We start from the raw sequence: 19,821 nt of genomic DNA on the forward strand, positions 1-19,821 counted from the left end.
ATGGAATGGTCGACCGCATGCCCTGACTGGGAGCAGCGCCTGATCGACCATGAGTCGATTATTCCGCCGCCGATTTTTGTAGACGAAGCCGAGCGCGCGCTTCAGATATTCAAGGAACTCCGCGTTCCGGATCTGCCAGGCAAGCCAAGGATGGCCGACTGCTGCGATGAGTGGGTGTTCGACTACGTCCGATGCATCTTTGGTGCTTACGACGCCGAGACCGGCAAGCAACTGATCCGCGAGTTTGGCCTGCTGATCAGCAAGAAGAACACGAAGAGCACCATCGCCGCCGGCATCATGCTCACTGCATTGATCCTGTGCTGGCGCGAGGAAGAAGAGCACCTGATCCTGGCCCCTACGCGCGAGGTTGCGGACAACGCGTTCAAGCCAGCCGCGGCAATGGTCCGCGCTGACGAAGAACTGTCAGCGATGTTCCACATCCAGGATCACATCAGGACGATCACAGATCGCACCACGCGAAACTCTTTGAAAGTTGTTGCGGCCGACACTGACACCGTTTCCGGTAAAAAGTCGGGGAAGGTGCTGGTCGATGAACTTTGGGTGTTCGGCAAGCGCGCCAACGCCGAGTCCATGTTTATGGAGGCACTTGGCGGGCAGATCTCTCGAGAAGAGGGCTGGGTGATCTACCTGACTACCCAGAGCGACGAACCCCCGGCAGGCGTATTCAAGGAGCGCTTGAAGTATTGGCGCGACGTGCGCGACGGAAAGGTCGTCGACCGCAAGACACTGGGTGTGCTCTATGAATTCCCTGCGCGGATGGTTGCGAGCAAGGAGTATTTGAGCCCGGACAACTTCTACATCACCAACCCAAACATCGGTCGGTCGGTGAGCGCGGAGTGGCTAGAGGACCAACTCAAGAAACGGCTGGGCACCTCGGACGGCTCTCTGCAGAAGTTCCTGGCCAAACACCTGAACATCGAAATCGGCCTCAACCTACGCACGGATCGCTGGGCCGGCGCTGATCACTGGGAGGCTGCCGGCGACAACTCGCTGACCTTTGACGAACTGCTGCTGCGTTCCGAAGTGATCGTGGTGGGTATCGATGGTGGTGGGCTGGACGACCTGCTGGGGCTCAGCTTAATTGGTCGTGAGCGTGAAACGCGGCGCTGGCTGCACTGGGCGCACGCCTGGGCTCACAAGATCGCGCTGGAGCGCCGCAAGGACATCGTTTCTAACCTGCGTGACTTCGAAGCAGATGGCGACCTGACCATTGTTGATCGGCCTGGCGACGATGTGCTGCAGGTGGCTGACATCATCTGTGAAGTTCGTGACGCAGGCCTTCTGCCCGACAAACAGGCAATTGGTGTCGACTCGGCCGGCATCGGCGACATCGTTGACGAGCTGACCACTGAAGAGCGCGGCATCACCATGGAGCAGATCGTTTCGATCTCCCAGGGCTGGCGGCTCAATGGTGCAATCAAGACCACTGAGCGAAAGGTGGCCGGCGGTGAGTTCGTTCACGGCGGTACACGGCTGATGGCCTGGTGCGTCGGCAATGCCAGAACGGTCGCGGTTGGTAATGCGATTGCGATCAACAAGCAGGTCAGCGGGTCAGCGAAGATTGATCCTCTGATGGCTACCTTCGACGCAACGACGCTCATTGCGCTTAACCCGGTAGGGTGCGGCGATCTACAGGGCTTTTTCGATAATCCAATTATGGTGGGGCTTTGATGGCGCGCGAAAAGAAACCCGGGCGTATCAAGGCCGCTCTTCAAGATTGGCTTGGTGTCCCCATTGGCTTGAAAGATGGTTCGTTCTGGAAAGAATGGTTCGGCAGTTCCGTCAGCGGCCAGCACGTATCCGTCGACAAGGCCATGCAGCTGTCAACTGTATGGGCTTGCGTCCGTTTGCTTTCGGAGTCGGTGTCGACTTTGCCGTTGAAGCTCTATCGGCGCCTGCCGGATGGCTCAAGGGCTGCGGCAACTGACCACCCTCTGTACCGGCTGCTATGCCGGGTGCCGAACTCGGAAATGACCCCGCAGCGCTTCATGCTGCTGGTGGTGGCAAGCATCTGCCTTCGCGGCAACGCTTTCGTGGAAAAGAAGATGTTGGCGGGCCGGATCATCGCCCTGGTACCGCTTCTGCCGCAGTGCATGCGGGTCAAGCGACAGGACAATGGTCGACTCAAGTACACATACACCGAGAACGGAGTCGAACGCGACATCCCCGAGAAGACATTGATGCACATCCGCGGCTTCGGTCTCGATGGCGTATGCGGGATGCTTCCAGTAACAACCGGCAAGGAAATCTTCGGATCGGCCATGGCGGTGGAAGAGGCTGCGGCCAAGGTCTTCGCTCAGGGCATGCAAGCCTCAGGCATTCTGACCAGCGACAAGGTGCTCACCCCGGCGCAGCGCGAGCAGCTCCGGAGCAGCCTCGGTTCGTTCATGGGCTCCAAGAACGCCGGCAAGATCATGGTGGCTGAGGCTGGCCTCAAGTACCAGGGGATCACCATGAACCCCGAAGCCTCGCAAATGTTGGAGTCACGCTCGTTCAGCATTGAAGAGATGTGCCGGTGGTTCCGGGTGCCGCCCTTCATGGTTGGTCACATGGACAAGCAGTCCAGCTGGGCCAGCTCGGTAGAAGCGCAGAACCTGCACTTCCTGACCAACAGTTTGCGCCCGCTGCTGGTGAACATTGAGCAAGAAATCACCCGATGCCTGATCGGTGAAGTGGACGCAGACGAGTATTTCGCCGAGTTCGCGGTTGAAGGCCTGCTTCGCGCAGACAGCGCAGGAAGAGGCGCCTGGTACAACACAGCCCTGCAAAACGGATGGATGTGCCGAAACGAGGTGCGGCGTCTGGAAAACATGGCCCCAATCCCGGGCGGTGATACGTTCACTGTTCAGTCGGCGCTCGTGCCGCTTGATCAGCTCGGCAAACAGTCGGCCGGCATGTCGCCGGCGGCTACCGCTTTCATGTTGCGAATCACTGCGGCAAATCAGAGCGGGGACAAGGAGGCAATCAAGGAAGCCTTCGACCTGGCGACCAAGGCGCTCGATGCCGGAAACCCCGATGGGCCAATGATGGCCCATGCACTGATATCTCTACCTCGGCTTCTCGCCGCTTGATCCTGGAGTAACCAATGACCCTAAAGACCATTCCGGCGGCGCCGGAGGCTCGGCCGCGCGCCCAGGTTCACTGCGACCTGACGCCGAAGGCCTTGGAGCGGTGGAATCCATCGATCAAGGCGGCAAGCACGGACGACAACTCCATCACGATTTACGACCCAATTGGGTTTGATTGGTGGACTGGCGAGGGCGTGACCGCAAAGCGGATCAGTGCCGCACTGCGATCTATCGGTGACAGCGATGTAACCGTGAAGATCAACAGCCCGGGCGGCGACGTGTTTGAAGGATTGGCCATCTACAACCTGCTGCGCGAGCACAAGGGCAAGGTGACTGTGCAAATCCTCGGCCTCGCCGCATCGGCCGCGTCCTTCATCGCCATGGCGGCGGATGAAATCCAGATCGCGCGTGCCGGCTTCCTGATGATCCACAACAGCTGGACCATGGCAGCCGGAGACCGTAACGATATTCGAGAGGTCGCCGACTTCCTCGAGCAGATCGACGGAACACTCGCTGATATCTACGCCGTCCGCACCGGTGACCCCATTGAGGCCATGCGCAAGCTCATGGATGTGGAGACCTGGATGGGCGGCGCTGCTGCAATCGATGCGGGGTTTGCAGACAGCCTTCTGGCATCTGACGCCGCCGTCGAAGATGCCAGCGCATCGGCGCCTCACCATGTCGCCGCCCGCCGTATGGATCTGATCCTGGCAAAACAGGGCATGCCGCGCTCCGAGCGCCGCGCCCTCATTCAAGAACTCAAGGCTGGTACGCCTGGCGCTACCACCTCCGGCAAGCAGAACGCTGCCGCAACCACGGCCGACCTGGCCGACCCCATTGCCGAACTACAAGCCGCGCTTTCGCGGTTCTCGGCAGCAGCTATTCAAACCGGAGAAAAACCATGAGCGACACTACTGCCGAGCTGTTGAAGAACGTCTCCAACGAGCTCAAGAAGGCCACCGACGAATTCAGCAAACAGGCTGAAAACGCACTGACCGAGGCCAAGAAGGCTGGCTCCCTGTCGGCCGAAACCAAAAACGCAGTCGACGAACTGGCTACCAAGTTCAACAGCCTGACCGAAGCTGAAAAGCAGCTGAAAGCTCAACTCGGCGAATTGGAGCAGGAGTTCGCTCGCATCCCTGCCAGCACTGCTGCCGCGTCGCGCGATACCGTCGGCGGCGTTGTCATCAAAAGCGAAGCGCTGAAGCAGTTCTCCGCCCACGTTGAAGGCAACCGCCGTATCAGCATTCCTGTTCACGCAGCTTTGCTCAGCACTGGCGTGCCCGCTGGCGTAGTTGAGCCGCAACGCCTGCCTGGCATTGACGTTGCACCAAAGCAGCGTCTTTTCATCCGGGATCTGATCGCGCCGGGCCGCACCACGTCGCCGGCGATCTTCTGGGTTCAGCAGACCGGTTTCACCAACGCTGCCAGGGTGGTAGCTGAGGGAACCCAAAAGCCGTATAGCGACATCCAGTTTGCAACCAAGATCACCCCGGTCAGCACGATCGCGCACATGTTCAAATCGTCTAAACAGATCCTCGACGACTTTGCGCAGCTGCAGTCGACCATTGATACCGAAATGCGCTACGGCCTGAAGTACGCCGAAGAGGCGGAAATCCTGTTTGGTGATGGTACCGGCGTGCACCTGCATGGCATCGTGCCGCAAGCCTCGGCCTTCGACCCGGCGTTCACCGTTGAGAATCAGTCCGGCATCGACGATCTGCGCCTGGCCATGCTCCAGGCGCAACTTGCACGATTGCCAGCGTCCGGTCATGTGTTGCACTTCATTGACTGGGCGAAGATCGAGCTCACCAAAGACTCGCTCGGCCGTTACATCCTCGCCAACCCGCTTGGCTTGGCTGGTCCGCTGCTTTGGGGCCTGCCGGTTGTGGCCACCGAGATTGCAGCGTTCCAGGGCAAGTTTCTTACCGGTGCGTTCCAGACCGGCGCGCAGCTCTTCGATCGTGAAGACGCCAACGTGGTGATCTCCACCGAGAACGCTGACGACTTCGAAAAGAACATGATCTCTATCCGTTGCGAAGAGCGTGTGGCGTTGGCCGTGAAGCGACCTGAAGCGTTCATCTACGGTCCGTTCAGCGCTCCGACAACTCCTTAACCCTTAACGGGCCGCCATTGTGGCGGCCCAGCGGAGCGTGCCATGAAAATGAAAACGATCAAGCCGCTTTATTTGGGCGGAAAAACTCTGGTTGAGGGCTCGCTGTTTGTCACAGATGAACAGCACGGTCGCCAGCTTCTGCAAAAAAACTACGCCGTGGAGTGCGATGACGACGGCGAGCTACTGGTGGACCTGACTGAACAGGATGACTCACCCGATCCGCTGACCAGCGACAAGGCAGCAGGCAAATCGGGCGGCAAGAAGAAAGGCGCCTGACATGACAGTCATCCCGATTGAAGTAGCAATGCAGCATTTGCGGGCTGAAGTCGAGGATCAGGCCTATGTCGCGCTGGTACTAGAGGCTGCCGAGGATAGTGCGGTGCAGTACCTGAATCGGCGCTTCTATGCCGATGCTGATGCACTTGCTTCTGCCGTGCTGGCTGGAGACGCGGGGACCGATCCGATCCTGGTCAACCCGTCGATCCGTGCTGCTTGCCTGTTGATTGCTGGCAACCTCTACGAAAATCGTGAAGACGCAGTTGCTGGCGGGTCCTTCAGCGAAATGCCATCCGGCTCCAAGTCTCTTTTGACGCCGTATCGCGTCGAGTGGGGTGTTTGATGCAAGCCGGAAAACTTCGCCACCGCGTCGAAATTCAGCACAAAATCACGCCGCGAGATCCCGCAACTGGCGACTTTCTTGACCCAGCCTGGGTGGAATTTGCCAAGGCTTGGGCGGCGGTTGAGGATTTATCGGCCCGTGACATGATCGCCGCCAAGGCAGGCCAGTCCCAGGTAACTGGGCGGATGGTGATTCGCTACCGGGCCGGCGTGCTGCCGACGATGCGCGTGATCCACCGCGGCGAGACCTACAGCATCGAGGGGCCTCCGCTCGCCGATAAGAAGTCTGGACTTGAGTACCTGACGCTGCTGGTTTCGAAGGGGGTAAAGGATGGGTAACTCGATTTCCGCCCAGCTTCAGGGTGTGGCGGCTACGATCGACAAAATGCGCAATTTAGGTCCAAGGCTTCAGAAAAAAGGCCTGCGCCGGGCCGCCCGTGAAGCGATGAACATCATCCGTGACGATGTCAAAGCCCGCGCCAAGGCGCTGGACGATCCCGACACGAAGGAGAAGATCTGGCGCAACGTCATCACCCAGGAAGCCACCAAGCAATCACGGCGCGAAGGCGGCGTGGTAATGCGCGTCGGCATTCGAGGAGGTGCTGGCTCTAACCAGCACAGCAAGGATGCCAACGGAAACCCCGGCGGCGACACCAGGCACTGGCGCTATATCGAGTTCGGTACCCAGTTCACGCCGCCGGCGCCTTTCATGCGCCCGGCATTCTCGCAGAACGTCAATGCGGTCACGGAACGGTTTGTCGCGAGCCTTGGCCGCGAGATTGATGCCGCGCTAAGGGGGAGTTGATGGACCCGCCTATTTTTCTGGTTTGCTCAACCGATCCGGGCGTGATTGCGCTCATTGGTTCGGGCGTTGACTGCCGAATCTACTCCTTTGGCGAGGCGCCTGAGGGCGTCGCGAAACCCTACGTGGTGTGGAACCTGATTGACGGTAATCCAGAAAACTACCTCGCGGGCCGACCGGACGCCGACGGCTTCACGTTGCAGGTCGACGTGTACGCCACCAGCGCTGTTGCGGCGACACAGGTGACCGTGGCATTGCGTGATGCTCTGGAGCTGAACGCCAACATCACGCGCTGGGGTGCTTCAGGCCGAGATCCGACGACGAAGGACTACCACCGCAGCTTTGATATCGACTGGATCACTCTTCGATAGAGCAACACCCCCAATCAACCCGCCGAGTGCGGGTTTTTTTATGCCCGACATTTGGAGAACGCCCATGTCGATCCTTTCCCAAGGAACCCAGATTTACGCACTCGTCCCGCCACTGACCGGCACCGGCCCTAAAACCGTGCTGGCCATCGAGTGCGCCACTGCATTCAGCCCGGGTGGTTCGCCGGCGGATCAGATCGAGGACACCTGCCTGGAAGACACCTCGCGCAGCTACAAGAAGGGCCTGCGCACCCCAGGCCAGGCTTCGTTGACCGTCAACGCTGACCCGAACAACGCGAGCCATATTCGCCTGCATCAGCTGTCTGAAACCGAAGGCGATACCACTATCCAGTGGGCGGTTGGCTGGTCTGATGGCAAGGCGGCCCCAACGGTAGCGTCTGGCGGTGCGCTGGGCGCAGTCATGATCGGTGCCGGCGGTGCCGGATACACGACTGCCCCTACGGTAGCCTTCACTGGTGGCGGCGGTACCGGCGCGGCTGGTACCGCCACGGTGTCCGGCGGCACGGTGACCGGCGTCACGATCACCAACGCTGGCACCGGTTACACCAGTGCTCCCACGGTGGCCTTCACGGGCGCTGGTACGGGCGCCACGGCGACCGCCGCTATTGCTGCTGGTGACAGCTTCGATCTTCCGGAAACCCGCACCTGGTTCGTTTTCGAAGGCTACGTGAGTGACTTTCCGTTCGACTTCGCGGCCAATGCCGTGGTCAGCACCGCCGCAACCATTCAGCGCTCGGGCGGTTCCGCCTGGGTTCGCAAAACCGCTTAAGGGGCTCGCATGAACCTGGCTCAACTGAAAAAGAAAGGGGGCGTCATTGCTGACGCCTTGGTGCAGCGCGATGTCGAGTGGAAGCACTTCGACGCCAAGGGCAAGGAAGTGACCGACAAATTCAAGGTTCACATCCGCCGGCATGCGTTCGGCGTCATGGAAGCCATGTTCGCCGGCGGCGAGGCCGAGCGCTTCAAAAACGCTCGATACCTGTCGGCGAGCATCATGCTGGGCGACACAGGCGAAGAGGAATTGCCATTCGAGGATGCGGTGAATCTCGACTCCGGGTTGGGAGTGGTATTGCTGCAGGCCGTGAACGAGGTCAACAACCCCGCAAAAAACTGACCCCCGCCGATGAGTTGTGGCACGAATTTGTGCTCAACGGAATCGGCGGGTGCACCATCGCAGAGGCCAAGGCCAACCTCTCTTACGCTGAGGTTTTGGCCTGGTCAGCCTATCGCGACAAGCATGGAACGCTCAATGTTGGGCGGCGTATGGAGCTGTCTACGGCGATCATCGCCTTGCAGGTGAACCGAGGCGCGGGTGGTAAGGCCGAGATTGCGGACTTCATGCCTCACGCCGATCACCAGGTGCTGGCGCTCGAAAAGGCGATGGAGGAGTGGGCGTGATCATCGCCATGGATGGTGATAGATTGCCGACATCCTACAGGGAGTAATTTCTATGCAGCGGGCAATTCTATTAGTGCTGATATTGATCGCGGTGATACTGGCGCCTTGGTTGCTGGGCGTAATCGCGGTGCTCATTGCTGCGTATGGATTGTGGGTGGTTGTTGCCGGCGCCCTGTCTTTTATGGTTGTCGCCGTTTATCTATTGGTCTACTTCCTGCGCCGACGGCTTCTTTCAAGGCGTGACGTCTCAAGCCGGATCGAACAGCAGATCTCCGAAGCGAATCGTCTACACCGAGCGAAAGATGCTGGGAATGGGTCGGTTGTGGCCCAGGAGAATTTCGCTGAAAAAGTAGAATCGGAGCGAGTCAGTAAAAAAAGAATGACGATATGTAAAAAATGCGAGGCTTCAATCGAGAAGCACAGCATGTACTGCCCTCAGTGCGGGAAAAGTCCCGTGTAGCCCATTAGTTTTAAGAAAAGCCCACTTTGGTGGGTTTTTTTTCGCCTGGAGAAAGTAGATGTCCTCGCGCTCACTCGGTACGCTGACGCTGGACTTGATCGCCCGTATCGGCGGTTTCCAGCAGGGCATGGATCGTGCGTCTCGATCCGTAGCCAGTACTGGCGCTGCTGCTGACGCTGCATCCGCGCGAATCAACGCGCTACAGGGCCAATTTCTCTCGCTATCGAGCGTTGCATCAAAGATTGCAGGTCCTTTGGCCGCTGCCTTCAGCCTGAACAGCGTTTATCAGGCTACTGAGGCGTACAGCACGCTAACGAACCGCTTGAAACTGGTCACGAATGGCTCTACCGAGCTTGCTGAGGCACAAAAGGCCGTATTCGACATCGCTCAAGCGTCGGCACAGCCCTTGTCTTCCACTGCCGAGCTCTATCAAAGGATTGCCGCCAACCAGGACGCATTGAAGCTGTCCGGAAAGGAAGTCGCTGGTGTTGTCGGCACGGTCAGCAAGACGCTCGCGATTTCGGGTGCTTCAGCTGAAAGCGCAAACGCTGCGCTTATCCAGCTTGGCCAGGCATTCGCATCTGGCGTACTGCGCGGCGAAGAATTGAACTCCGTGATGGAGCAAGCCCCGGCCCTATCCCAGGCAATTGCCGCAGGAATGGGTAAAACTGTTGGGCAATTGCGCGCGATGGGCGCTGCTGGCGAGCTTACTTCTCAGGCCGTCGTCAAGGCCCTTCAAAGCCAGGAAGGGGCGGTGGACGCGCTCTTCGCTAAAACAGCTACAACGATCGGGCGAAGTTTCACCGCAATCAGCAACTCAATGACTCGTTTCATTGGGGAGCTAGACCAGGCTACTGGCGCGAGTGCAAGGGTGGCGGCTGAGCTCGTTGGGTTATCAAAGGCCATAGACGGAAGTTTGCCGGGCGCTCTGGAGTCGCTGAGAAGCAATTCCGACGCGCTCGCGCAAGCAATGACAACTGGTCTGTACGTGGCGCTTGGGCGAGTCGCCGGCGGCTTCGCTCAGCAAGGCGCTCAAGCCCTCTACGCTGCCGCTTCAAATCAAACGCTCCTTACCGCCACAGCCGCCACAGCAAAGGGCGATTTGTACGCGGCTCAAGCCAAGCAAATTGATGCAAAAGCGTTGCTTCAACGGGCCAATCTTGAAATTACATCGGCTGAGGGCAAAGTCGCGTCAGATCGTGTCAGACAAGGATCTGAGCTTGCCAATATCAAGACGGTTCAGGCTTCCCTGGTAGCAGAGCGTCTGCTGGAGCAGCAGCGGCTGGCGGCTCAGATAAATGATACCGGTCGTGCTGCGTCGATCTCCCGGATTGCGGAGCTTAGGCTCGCGGAAGTCGCTGTCACAAAGAAAGTGGAGCAGGCCGAGCGTTCTCTTGCCGCGACGACTGTTGCCACCTCGGTGGAGATACAGGCTGCATATGCGAAAAGAACAGCGGCCGCATTGGCGTATGGAGAGACGACTGCAGTCGTTAATGCTGCCGCTGTTGCATCCGATAGAGCAGCTGCGGCCGCCAGTATCGCCGGTCGCGCATTTGGCGTAATGGCCACAGCAGGTAGGGGCCTGCTGGCGTTGATGGGCGGCCCGGCTGGACTGCTTTTCGTGGCTGGAGCCGTAGCGCTTTCTTTTGCCGATTTTCGCACCAGCACCGAGAAGGCGGCGCAGGGCCTTGAGGGTTTGAAAGGTCCGCTCGACGAGGTTATTGCCAAATTCCAGCAACTGACACGCGACCAAAAGGCTGCGGCCCTCATTCGATGGGGAGAAGCAGAGGCCGAGGGCATTAAGGCCGCCAGTGAGGAGTACGAAAAACTTCAAAAGACTCTAAAAACGGGTTTGGTTGGGCCGCGCTCTAGCGCAAGCGGCACTGCAATTTTTCTTGAATACTCAAAAAAAATTGGCGAGGCGGCCGCTGCCGGCAAAGATCTTTCCCCTATTCTCGACGAGCTTAGATCTAACAGTCAGGTCGACCCGAAAGTCGTCGATTCACTCGTAAAACGGGCAGGAGCCTACTCCGAGGTTAACGCGAGCGCCACTCTGGCGCGGGATCGCATCAATGCCTTGAACGGCGAGATGAACAAAGGGGCTGGGGTCGCAGCAGCCTCGACTCAGGCCACCACTGGCATGACCGCTGCTGGTGAGAAATACCTCAAAACCTTGCAAACCCAACTTGGAAAACTCCAAGACAATAACGATGAGGTAAAGGAGGCAAGCCGTTATATCGCTGAGCACAAAGAGCTCTCCGAGGCCGACAAGACTGCAATCATGTCAGCCGCCTACGCGTCCAAGGCCCAGGCCGACGCGAATAAAGCTGCCACGAAAGAAACTCAGAGCCATACCTCCGCGCTCAAGGCGAACCTCAAAACCTTTGAGGATGCCGAGGAAAACTACAAGCGCCAGATTGCCCTGATCGACGAAACATCCGGGAAAAAGCAGAAAGCGACCGAGGTTGAGAAGCTGGCGTTCGAAATCGCCAGCGGCAACTACGCCAAGCTCAGTGAGGCCAGGCAAAAAGAACTGCAAGGGCTGGCCGCTGATCTCGATGCGAAGAAAGCGCTCGTAAAGGCCAATCAGGACGCCGCGAAGCTCGCCGCCCTGGGCTACAACCTCAAAGAAAGTAATCAGTCAGCCAAGGATGGGTTTGACCAGGAGCTCGCTGGTGCTGGTGAGGGTGACAAGTACAAGGCTCGGCTAAAAGAGTTTCTATCGATTGACCAGGACTTCAACAAACAGCGCCGGGAAATGTACAAGGAGTACAAGGACGCAACGCTGGCTGGCGATCCTGATGCACAGGAGAACTACGACAAGGAAACCGCTCTCTTGGAGGAGGCTCTGGCCGAGAGAATCGTCATTCAGCAGGACTACTACAACCAACTCGACGAAGCTCAATCGAACTGGATGGATGGTGTCAGCAGCGCATGGCAGAACTACGTCGACGCGGCAACGGATTATTCAGCGATGGCGGCCGATGCGACTTCTTCCGTCCTGGGTGGAGCAAAGAGCAGCCTCAGCACTTTCCTCTCTGATGTTGCAAGTGGGGCAGAAGACGCTGGCGATGCTCTGGGTGACTTGGTAGCCAACTTCGCCAAGTCAACCTTGCAGGCTCTTTCCGATATGGCTGCGCAGTGGCTGGTCTATCAGGCGGTGCAGATGCTGGTGGGCAAGACCACCCAGGCGAGTGCGGTGCCGACGCTGGTGGCCAATGCCCAGGCAACGGCCTTCCAGGCAAGCCTCGCAGCGTTCGCCTCGACAGCAGCGATTCCTATCGTGGGGCCGGCCGCTGCACCTGCAGCTGCCGCAGCAGCCGCTGCTGCCACCGCACCAATGGTTGCCGGCGTTGCAAGTGCTGCGCTTGCGGGTATGGCGCATGACGGTATGGGAAATATCCCCAAAGAAGGCACCTGGCTTCTCGATGGCGGTGAGCGGGTCGTGGCGCCGGCGCAGAACAAGGACCTTACCAACTTCCTAGCGCGGCAAATCTCGGCAACGGAAAGCGTCGGTAGCGAACGTGCTGGCGGTGGGGGTGGGATTCACATCAGTGCTCCCGTCACGGTCCAGGCTCAGCCAGGAATGAGTGGAGATGATGCACGGAAACAGGGGGAGGCGGCTGGCCAGGGGCTGGTGGCTGAGATTCGCCGTGTGCTTCAGGGTGAAATGGGGCAGGGCGGTTTGCTCTGGAGGCGAATCTGATGGTTGAAACATTCAGCTACTGCGTTCAATTGGGTGGCGATGGGGAGATTGACCAGCGTACCTGGGAGAACGATTTCGGTGACGGCTACACCCAGGCGGGCGGTATTGGCATCAACACCAAAAGCGAGACCTGGAACTTGACGCACTCTGGTGTCATGGCCGTAGGTGAGGAGTTGCCCTTGGTTAGGGATTTCATCGATCGGCATGAGGGATACAAGGCGTTCATCTGGACGCCTCCCGGTGGAGTTCAGGGTCGATACCGCTGCAAGGGATACAAGTCCAAGCCGCTCGGCGCCGGCTTGTGGACGCTCTCGTTCACGTTCAAACAGACCTACACGCCGTAACCGTAAACTTCACCAGACCCCGCCAAGTGCGGGGTTTCTTGTTTCTGAGGCCCTATGAATTACAACACCGACATTCAAAAGCTCGAGCCGGGTAACCAGATCAGGCTTTACGAGTTGGACGCTACGCGCCTGGGCGGCGCGCTCTGGCGGTTCCACGGCCATGCCCACGAGGGCGACATCATCTGGCAGGGGCAGCTGTATTCGCCGCTCCAGATCGAGGCCAAGGGTTTCGACATCCGCGGGGATGGTCGCCCGGCCACACCAACGCTGCAGGTGGATGACGAACTTGGCGGCGTGCGCGGGGCAATCACCGCCCTGTGCTTCCAGTTCCGCGACCTGGCCGGCGCCCGGGTCAAGGTGATCGAGACGTTCCGCCACTTCCTAGACGCCGCGAATTTCCCGGACGGTAACCCGGAAGCCAGCGACCAGTCGAAAACGAACCTCTGGTTTATCGAGCAGAAGACTGAGGCGCTTCCCAGCATCTCGGTCACGTTCTCGCTCTCCAGCCCCACGGACATGGAAGGGCAGATGCTGCCCTCCCAGCAGATCACCAAACTCTGCCGCTGGGCCTGCCGGGGCGGCTACCGGCAAGAGGCGTGTGCCTATACCGGCACCGCGATGTTCGACAAAAAGAACCAGCCCACGGATAACCCGGCCCTGGATCGCTGTGGTGGTTGGTGGAGCAGCTGCAAACTTCGCGGCAACACGCGGCGCTTCGGCGGGTCCATGGGCGCAAGCCTTATTGCAAGTTCGAGGTAGTCATGCGAATCAATCAAAAACTGCAGGATGAGATCCGCGCGCACGCCGAGCGGGACTATCCGGCCGAGGCTTGCGGGGTGGTCATCAAGTCCGCCGCCGGCCGTGAGTACGTGCCTTGCGTAAACTTGGCCACCACGCCGCGCGAACATTTCCAAATTGACCATAAGGATATGGCCCGGGCGGAAGATCGTGGCGAGGTGCTGGCGATCATCCATAGCCATCCCGACAAGGCGCCGGCGCCTAGCATGGCCGACCGCGTCAGTTGCGAGTTGCACGAATTGCCCTGGGGCATTGTCGGCTGGCCCGGCGGTGACTTCGAGTGGTTCAAGCCTTCGGGCTTCCAGGCGCCGCTGCTGGGCCGGGACTTCTCCCATGGGTTGCTTGACTGCTGGGCCGCGTGCCGCGACTGGTACGCGCGCGAGGCGGGCCTGCAGTTACCAAACTTCGAGCGCTCCGACCTGTGGTGGGAGCAGAAAGACGGCCCAAGCCTCTACGAGGACAACTTCGCGGCTACCGGTTTCTATCAGGTCAACGAGGCCCGGCGCGGTGACATGCTTGTGTTGCAGATTCCGACGCCGGGCCGGGAGTGCTATTTCCCTAATCACGCCGTGATCTATCTGGGCGATGAGCCGGCGCTCATCAGCGAGCCGGCGCCAAAACTTGGCGGGTCCGGCCCGTTCATTTACCACCACATGCCTGGCCGCCTGGCTGTCCGTGAAATCTACGGTTGGTCGATGGCGAACCGCGTGAAATTGATCCTCCGGCACAAGGACTACCGCCCATGACCATGCGTACCATCAAGCTCGGCGGCGTGCTGGGCAAGAAGTTTGGCAGGGAGTACCGGCTCGACCTGTACGGCATTCACGACGCCACCGCGGCGTTGTGTGCGATGAAGCCGGGCTTTGAGAAATTCATGCGAACTGCTCATGAGCGCGGCATGGTCTTTGCGGTGTTCGTCGACGAGCGCAACATCAGCGAGCAGGAGCTTGATCTGGTGGGTCGAGGCGAAGGCGACATCCGCATTCAGCCGATCATCCAGGGCAGCAAACAGGCGGGCATGTTCCAGACGCTGCTCGGCGTGGTGCTGATCGTGGCCGGCCTGGTTACTGGTGGCACCACCTCAACTCTGGGGATGGGCCTTCTCGCCGCCGGCGCCGCTGTTGGCCTGGGCGGCGTTGTGCAAATGCTGTCACCGACCACCAAGGCCACCGCCGATGGCCAGAACGATGACGGCAACAACCCGAGTTACGGCTTCGGCGGGGCGGTGACGACTATTGCCCAGGGCAACCCGTACCCACTGCTTTACGGCGAGCGCGAGATCGGCGGCGCGGTCGAGTCTGGCGGGATCTACACCCAAGACAACATCTGATTCAGTTACCACAACCAACCCGCTTCGGCGGGTTTTTGCATTCTGGAGGGCGCATGAGCGCAGTAGCAAAGAAGGCGTGCCGCGCAGCACCTCGTAAGCGCCGGGCCGTAATTGGCGGAAAGGGCGGCCAGGCCAAGCAGAAGCAGCCCAGCATCGCCATGAACGGGGTGCCGTCGGTTTCTACTGCTCGAATTGTCTACATGTGGAGCTGGGGGCCGATCGTTGGGCCAGTCGATGGTCTGCGATCGCTCAAGCTGAACGGCACTCCGGCCCAGGCTCCTGACGGCACGCTCAATTACCCGGGCCTGAAGTGGCAGTTCCGGTCGGGCGAACTGAACCAGACGCGTCTTGAGGGAATTTCGGAATCCAGCAACGAGATCGACGTAAAGAAGGAACTGCTCTTCGGCACCCCCTGGCTGCACACTATCACCAACCCGGTTATCGACGCGGTTCGCCTTCGGCTCAGTTGGCCGACTCTGCGCAGCCAGGACGCATCAGGCAACATCAACGGCGTCCGCATTGACTACGCCGTGGACATCTCGACCGACAACGGACCCTACGTCGAGGTCTTGGTTACCGCCGTTGATCGCAAGAACGTCACGGAGTACGAGCGCGCCCATCGCTTGGAGCTGCCCACCGGCAGCCGTTGGACGATCCGGGTACGTCGTCTGACCCCGAATGCCAACTCGGATCTGGTCGTTGACCAGATGATCGTCAAGGCCATCGCAGAGGTGGTTGACAGCGATCAGGAGTACCCGCTTACATCCGTTGGCTGTGTCGAGTACGACGCGCAAACCTTCGGCGGTGATATCGCCAAGATCGCCGTGCTGATGCGCGGCCGCATCATTCGCGTGCCAGCCAACTACGACGCTGCGACCCGTACCTACGCAACGTCGGGCACCGGCACGAGCAATGGCATTTGGGACGGCACGTTCAAGGAGGCCTATACCAACAACCCGGCGCTCATTTTCTACGACCTGGTGCTCGACCCTTATTACGGTCTCGGCAACCGGATCGACGCGACCATGGTTGATCGCTGGTCGCTTTACCGTATTGCTCAGTACTGCGATCAAATGGTCCCGGATGGGAAGGGCGGCCAAGAGCCGCGCTTCACCTGCAACCTGTATTTGCAGAAGCAGGCCGAGGCTTACGCGGTGCTGCAGGATCTGGCTTCTATCTTCCACGGCCTGGCTTACTGGGATGGCAGCCAGATCGTGGTCAACGCCGACATGCCCGGCGACCCGGTGTACACGTACAACCAAACGCAGATCCTCAACAATGGCGCCATTAAGTACGAAGGCACCCGGGCGCGTGATCGGCATAGCCTTTACACGGTGTCCTGGGACAACCCCGACCAAGGTTTCGAAACCGACAAGGAGCCGGTGTTTGATGATGAAGCCATGGTCGAGCTTGGCGGAATCGTGCGCGACGCCACCATCGACGCTATCGGCTGCACATCCCTGGGTCAGGCGCAGCGCGCAGGGCAGTGGGCGGCGCTGACCGAAAAGCTGCAGACCCAGGGCGGTGTGTTTCGGGTCGGGCTCGACGGTGATATTCCAAAGCCTGGCCAGGTCATCGCGGTAGCCGACCCTATGCTGGTTGGCCGGAACAACGGCGGCCGGATAGCTGCGGCCGCGGGACGGGTGGTTACGCTCGATCGCGATACCGTGGTGCCGGTCGGCGCGCGCCTGATGGTCAACCTGCCCAGCGGCAAGTCCGAAGGGCGGGTGGTGAAGTCGGTTGCTGGGCGCGACGTCACAGTGATGGCCGAATTCAGCGAGCAGCCCCAGGCTGAGTGTGGCTGGATATTGGACTACGAAGACCTGAAGCTGATGCAGTTCTACGTCCGCAACGTCACGCGGCCGGAGTGGCACCAGTTCCAGTTTGAAGTTATTCAGCACGACCCGAGCAAGTTTGAAGCAATCGACAACGGGGCCGTGGTGGACCCTCGGCCAATAACCGGTATTCCCGCGGGCAGTCAGGACGCTCCGGCCCGGGTGATGCTCAGCCAGCACGTTGTCATCGAGCAGGGGATTGCGGTCACCGTCATGTCCATCGCGTGGGACGCAGCGCCGAACGCTGTGGCTTATGACGTTGAATGGAAGTGGGGCGCGCGCGAATGGGTCACTGTGCCGCGCACCGCCGAGCAGATGGTCGACGTGCGCGGCATTTACTCCGGCCAATACATGGCCAGGGTGCGGGCGGTGAGCGCGCTCAATGTGTCCTCGATCCCGACCACGTCGGCACTGACCAACCTGGAAGGGAAGGTCGGCCTGCCGCCGGCGGTGGCATTCCTGACTACCTCCAGCCTGGTCTATGGCATTGGCATCCAGTGGGGTTTCCCGCCGGGCGCCGAGGACACCCAGCGGACGGAGCTTTGGTACAGCCAGTCACCGGACCTAACCACTGCGGTGAAGCTGAGCGACTTCAGCTACCCGCAGGCCAAGCACGAGATGCAGAACATCCTGGCCGGGGCCAGCGTCTACTTCTGGGCTCGCCTGGTGGACCGTACCGGCAACGTCGGGCCGTTCTGGCCGATCCCGGGCGCCGTGAATGGCCGGGCCAGTTCTGACCAGACCGAGTACGACAAGCACTTCGCCGAGAAGATCGGCAAGGGCGCGCTGTACCAGAGCCTGCGGGAAGAGATCGACCTGATTAGTGGTGATGGGCCGGGCTCGGTCAACGATCGTTTGGAGAAGGCCAAGCAGGAGCTGGAGGATCTGATCTCGGAAGTGGTCGACGCTCTGGAGTACGTCTCCACAAAGACCTACGCCAAGGGCGACATGGTCCGGGTAGGCCAGCAGCTATTCCAGGCCACCAAGGCGGTACCGGTCAACACCACGCCGCCGAATGCCAGCTACTGGTTCAACCTGGGCACCATCGCCGAAACGAATGCGGCGATGGCGCTGGAAATCAGCCAGAACAAGGCGGCCATCGAAGAGGTGGACGGGAAGGTCACGGCCACCGCCGAACGCTTGGAAGGCGTCTATGCGCTGGTGAAATCCGACTCTGCAGGCTCGGAGCAGGGCAGTGCTGGTGATGACACCGCCTCGGCCGGGGCCTGGTCGCTGATGTCCGCAATTGCTGAGCGGGATTTCGCGCAGTCGCAGCGTACAGATATTGTCGAAGCGAATGTGGCGGCGAACGCGGCAAGCATCACGACCGTGCAGACAGCCATGGCAACTGACAAAGCAGCCACTGCCGAAGAGATCAAAACCCTTAAGGCGGTCGCCGGTGATAACTCGGCAGCTATTCAAATCGTCAGCAAGGCCCAGGCCACCACCGACGGGAAGGTTTCGGCGATGACGACGATCAAGGCCGAAACCACCAGCAACGGCAAGAAGGTAATGGCAGGGCTTTCCTTGGGCTCTGACGGCAATACATCGGAGATCCTCGCGTTCGCTCAACGCTTCGCAATTGTGGATGAGGTGAGCGGGCAACTGATAACGCCATTCGTGGTGAGTGGTGGCCAGGTCTTCATAAACCAAGCGGTCATCAACAAGGCATTCATCCAGGAGATCATTCTGGGAATGACGCTGAGATCTGAAGCGGTTGACTCAAAGGGGCGGCCGTTGCTGGAAATCAACGTCAAGGCCGGCACGTTCACGCTTCGCAGCGCCGGCACCGGTGGCTCGACGCTGCTCAATAACGATGGCCTTGCGGTGTACGACATCAACGAGCTTCTGCGTGTATTGGTGGGGAGACTTTCGCCATGACCTATGGAGTGAGGACGTGGAGCGCGAATGGCGTGCTCGAAATGGATACCGACAGCTACACCTATCAGGTGCTGCACAATGCGCTCTACAACCTGGCCGTCACCCCTGTGGTGACGGTGTCCATCCCCGGATTTGATCCTGCGAACTGTACTGCTGTCGTACTTCCGACAGTTGCCGCAGCGAACCAATACTGTAGCAGCGCCCTGCCTTATATGACTGTTTCGCCGGGCGTTGTTCAGGTGAGAAATAAAAACCCAGCAGAGACCGATTGGTTTAGCACAAGCATTCAGTTCAGGCTTTTGGTAATGAGGTTTAAAAATTGAATTTCGGCCTATCGGTTGTAAATGACGGTAACTACGTTCAGATCGACTCAGAACAGCCAAGACTATGCGCGCTATACAACGGGACTTATCAGGCTTCGGGAAGCTCAACTGCCTACGTTACATTCCCGTCGGCGATAACAACGCCTGAGCCTCCGTGCATCTTCATCAGGAATACCCCTGACAGACCAGATGATTTATACACCGGGATGACTATTTCTGGCGGTCCGGGGAGCTGGACCGGGTTTGTACTGACCACGATCAATATCGACTATAGGCCTTATGGAAAGTGGTTTGCAGCCGTTTTTGCATCAATAACAAAGGCAGATTATGGATTGAGAATGTGGGACGCTAACAGTTCTGTGATATTCGACTCTGGCGCCACACCGGTACTTTTCACAAAGGCAAGCAGCTCGTGGTCATTCCAGGGAAGGGTGCAAATCAACCCAATTGCAAACGGGTATTACTGGCGCAACTCCCTGACCGCAGCCCTGCTCTCTGACGAGTACTTCATGATCAACCCGTTCTCGCGAGGCTTATTGACCCCGACGCACATCAACTGGACACCTATCGGCGTAAGGTTCAACTACTCCCAGTCGTGCCTACAGGTGTTTGGTGTAACGGCGCTTGGCGCGTGGTCGAATATGGGCATGCCCGGCGCGGTATTCGCCAGACTTCCCGGCACCTGATCGGGCACTCATCAATTGATCTACACCACCCGCTATGCGGGTATTT

Annotated in this window: 20 protein-coding genes and 2 pseudogenes; all 22 read left to right on the plus strand. The window is 59.4% G+C overall.

Going from position 1 to position 19,821, the window contains the following annotated elements; translation table 11 throughout:
- The 22 genes and pseudogenes from P3S72_RS06950 to P3S72_RS07055 all read left to right on the plus strand — a co-directional run bounded on the left by P3S72_RS06950 (nucleotide 1) and on the right by P3S72_RS07055 (nucleotide 19,775).
- On the plus strand, nucleotides 1-1,692 hold the full coding sequence (locus P3S72_RS06950; protein ID WP_276196747.1) for a terminase TerL endonuclease subunit: 1,692 nt from the start codon (nucleotides 1-3) through the stop codon (nucleotides 1,690-1,692).
- On the plus strand, nucleotides 1,692-3,092 hold the full coding sequence (locus tag P3S72_RS06955; RefSeq protein ID WP_276196748.1) for a phage portal protein: 1,401 nt from the start codon (nucleotides 1,692-1,694) through the stop codon (nucleotides 3,090-3,092). Before P3S72_RS06950 ends, P3S72_RS06955 begins: the two co-directional genes overlap by 1 nt.
- Before the next feature lie 14 nt (nucleotides 3,093-3,106).
- Nucleotides 3,107-3,994, plus strand: coding sequence for a head maturation protease, ClpP-related (locus tag P3S72_RS06960; RefSeq protein ID WP_276196749.1), 888 nt, complete (start codon nucleotides 3,107-3,109; stop codon nucleotides 3,992-3,994).
- Nucleotides 3,991-5,205 carry a phage major capsid protein gene (locus P3S72_RS06965; RefSeq protein ID WP_276196750.1) on the plus strand — a complete coding sequence of 405 codons (1,215 nt, stop codon included), beginning with the start codon at nucleotides 3,991-3,993 and terminating at the stop codon, nucleotides 5,203-5,205. Before P3S72_RS06960 ends, P3S72_RS06965 begins: the two co-directional genes overlap by 4 nt.
- Nucleotides 5,206-5,247: 42 nt before the next feature.
- Nucleotides 5,248-5,481, plus strand: a complete 234-nt coding sequence (locus P3S72_RS06970) for a hypothetical protein (RefSeq protein ID WP_276196751.1) — start codon at nucleotides 5,248-5,250, stop codon at nucleotides 5,479-5,481.
- Between the two features lies 1 nt (nucleotide 5,482).
- Nucleotides 5,483-5,824, plus strand: a complete 342-nt coding sequence (locus tag P3S72_RS06975; protein ID WP_276196752.1) for a head-tail connector protein — start codon at nucleotides 5,483-5,485, stop codon at nucleotides 5,822-5,824.
- The gene (locus P3S72_RS06980) at nucleotides 5,824-6,162 is read left to right on the plus strand and encodes a phage head closure protein (RefSeq protein WP_276196753.1); all 339 of its coding nucleotides are present in this window, start codon (nucleotides 5,824-5,826) and stop codon (nucleotides 6,160-6,162) included. The genes P3S72_RS06975 and P3S72_RS06980 overlap by 1 nt, the downstream gene beginning before the upstream one ends.
- On the plus strand, nucleotides 6,155-6,628 hold the full coding sequence (locus P3S72_RS06985; RefSeq protein WP_276196754.1) for an HK97-gp10 family putative phage morphogenesis protein: 474 nt from the start codon (nucleotides 6,155-6,157) through the stop codon (nucleotides 6,626-6,628). The genes P3S72_RS06980 and P3S72_RS06985 overlap by 8 nt, the downstream gene beginning before the upstream one ends.
- Nucleotides 6,628-6,996, plus strand: a complete 369-nt coding sequence (locus P3S72_RS06990) for a DUF3168 domain-containing protein (protein WP_276196755.1) — start codon at nucleotides 6,628-6,630, stop codon at nucleotides 6,994-6,996. The genes P3S72_RS06985 and P3S72_RS06990 overlap by 1 nt, the downstream gene beginning before the upstream one ends.
- Before the next feature lie 64 nt (nucleotides 6,997-7,060).
- Nucleotides 7,061-7,399, plus strand: a pseudogene (locus P3S72_RS06995) (phage tail tube protein); the annotation flags it as partial.
- 219 nt (nucleotides 7,400-7,618) lie between these two features.
- Nucleotides 7,619-7,783: pseudogene (locus tag P3S72_RS07000) on the plus strand (phage tail tube protein); the annotation flags it as partial.
- Nucleotides 7,784-7,792: 9 nt separating this feature from the next.
- A complete protein-coding gene (locus tag P3S72_RS07005; protein WP_276196756.1) occupies nucleotides 7,793-8,128 on the plus strand; it encodes a phage tail assembly chaperone family protein, TAC in 336 nt (111 codons plus the stop codon).
- A gap of 29 nt (nucleotides 8,129-8,157) precedes the next feature.
- Nucleotides 8,158-8,412 (plus strand): hypothetical protein, encoded by a 255-nt coding sequence (locus P3S72_RS07010; protein ID WP_276196757.1) that lies wholly within the window; start codon nucleotides 8,158-8,160, stop codon nucleotides 8,410-8,412.
- 52 nt (nucleotides 8,413-8,464) lie between these two features.
- Nucleotides 8,465-8,872, plus strand: a complete 408-nt coding sequence (locus P3S72_RS07015; protein ID WP_276196758.1) for a zinc ribbon domain-containing protein — start codon at nucleotides 8,465-8,467, stop codon at nucleotides 8,870-8,872.
- Nucleotides 8,873-8,930: 58 nt separating this feature from the next.
- Nucleotides 8,931-12,578, plus strand: a complete 3,648-nt coding sequence (locus P3S72_RS07020) for a phage tail tape measure protein (RefSeq protein WP_276196759.1) — start codon at nucleotides 8,931-8,933, stop codon at nucleotides 12,576-12,578.
- The gene (locus P3S72_RS07025; RefSeq protein WP_057024693.1) at nucleotides 12,578-12,922 is read left to right on the plus strand and encodes a phage tail protein; all 345 of its coding nucleotides are present in this window, start codon (nucleotides 12,578-12,580) and stop codon (nucleotides 12,920-12,922) included. Before P3S72_RS07020 ends, P3S72_RS07025 begins: the two co-directional genes overlap by 1 nt.
- A gap of 54 nt (nucleotides 12,923-12,976) precedes the next feature.
- Nucleotides 12,977-13,681 carry a phage minor tail protein L gene (locus tag P3S72_RS07030; RefSeq protein WP_276196760.1) on the plus strand — a complete coding sequence of 235 codons (705 nt, stop codon included), beginning with the start codon at nucleotides 12,977-12,979 and terminating at the stop codon, nucleotides 13,679-13,681.
- Between the two features lie 2 nt (nucleotides 13,682-13,683).
- Entirely contained in the window at nucleotides 13,684-14,466 is a 783-nt protein-coding gene (locus P3S72_RS07035) for a C40 family peptidase (RefSeq protein WP_276196761.1), read from the plus strand.
- Nucleotides 14,463-15,050 carry a tail assembly protein gene (locus P3S72_RS07040; protein ID WP_276196762.1) on the plus strand — a complete coding sequence of 196 codons (588 nt, stop codon included), beginning with the start codon at nucleotides 14,463-14,465 and terminating at the stop codon, nucleotides 15,048-15,050. The genes P3S72_RS07035 and P3S72_RS07040 overlap by 4 nt, the downstream gene beginning before the upstream one ends.
- A 53-nt stretch (nucleotides 15,051-15,103) precedes the next feature.
- Nucleotides 15,104-18,766 (plus strand): phage tail protein, encoded by a 3,663-nt coding sequence (locus P3S72_RS07045; RefSeq protein ID WP_276196763.1) that lies wholly within the window; start codon nucleotides 15,104-15,106, stop codon nucleotides 18,764-18,766.
- 41 nt (nucleotides 18,767-18,807) lie between these two features.
- Nucleotides 18,808-19,089: a hypothetical protein gene (locus P3S72_RS07050; RefSeq protein WP_177029703.1), complete on the plus strand. Its 282-nt coding sequence runs from the start codon at nucleotides 18,808-18,810 to the stop codon at nucleotides 19,087-19,089.
- Entirely contained in the window at nucleotides 19,086-19,775 is a 690-nt protein-coding gene (locus P3S72_RS07055) for a hypothetical protein (RefSeq protein ID WP_276196764.1), read from the plus strand. Before P3S72_RS07050 ends, P3S72_RS07055 begins: the two co-directional genes overlap by 4 nt.
- Nucleotides 19,776-19,821: the final 46 nt, after the last annotated feature.

It is taken from the genome of Pseudomonas sp. D3 (assembly GCF_029320995.1).
Classification (GTDB): Bacteria; Pseudomonadota; Gammaproteobacteria; order Pseudomonadales; family Pseudomonadaceae; genus Aquipseudomonas; species Aquipseudomonas paraveronii.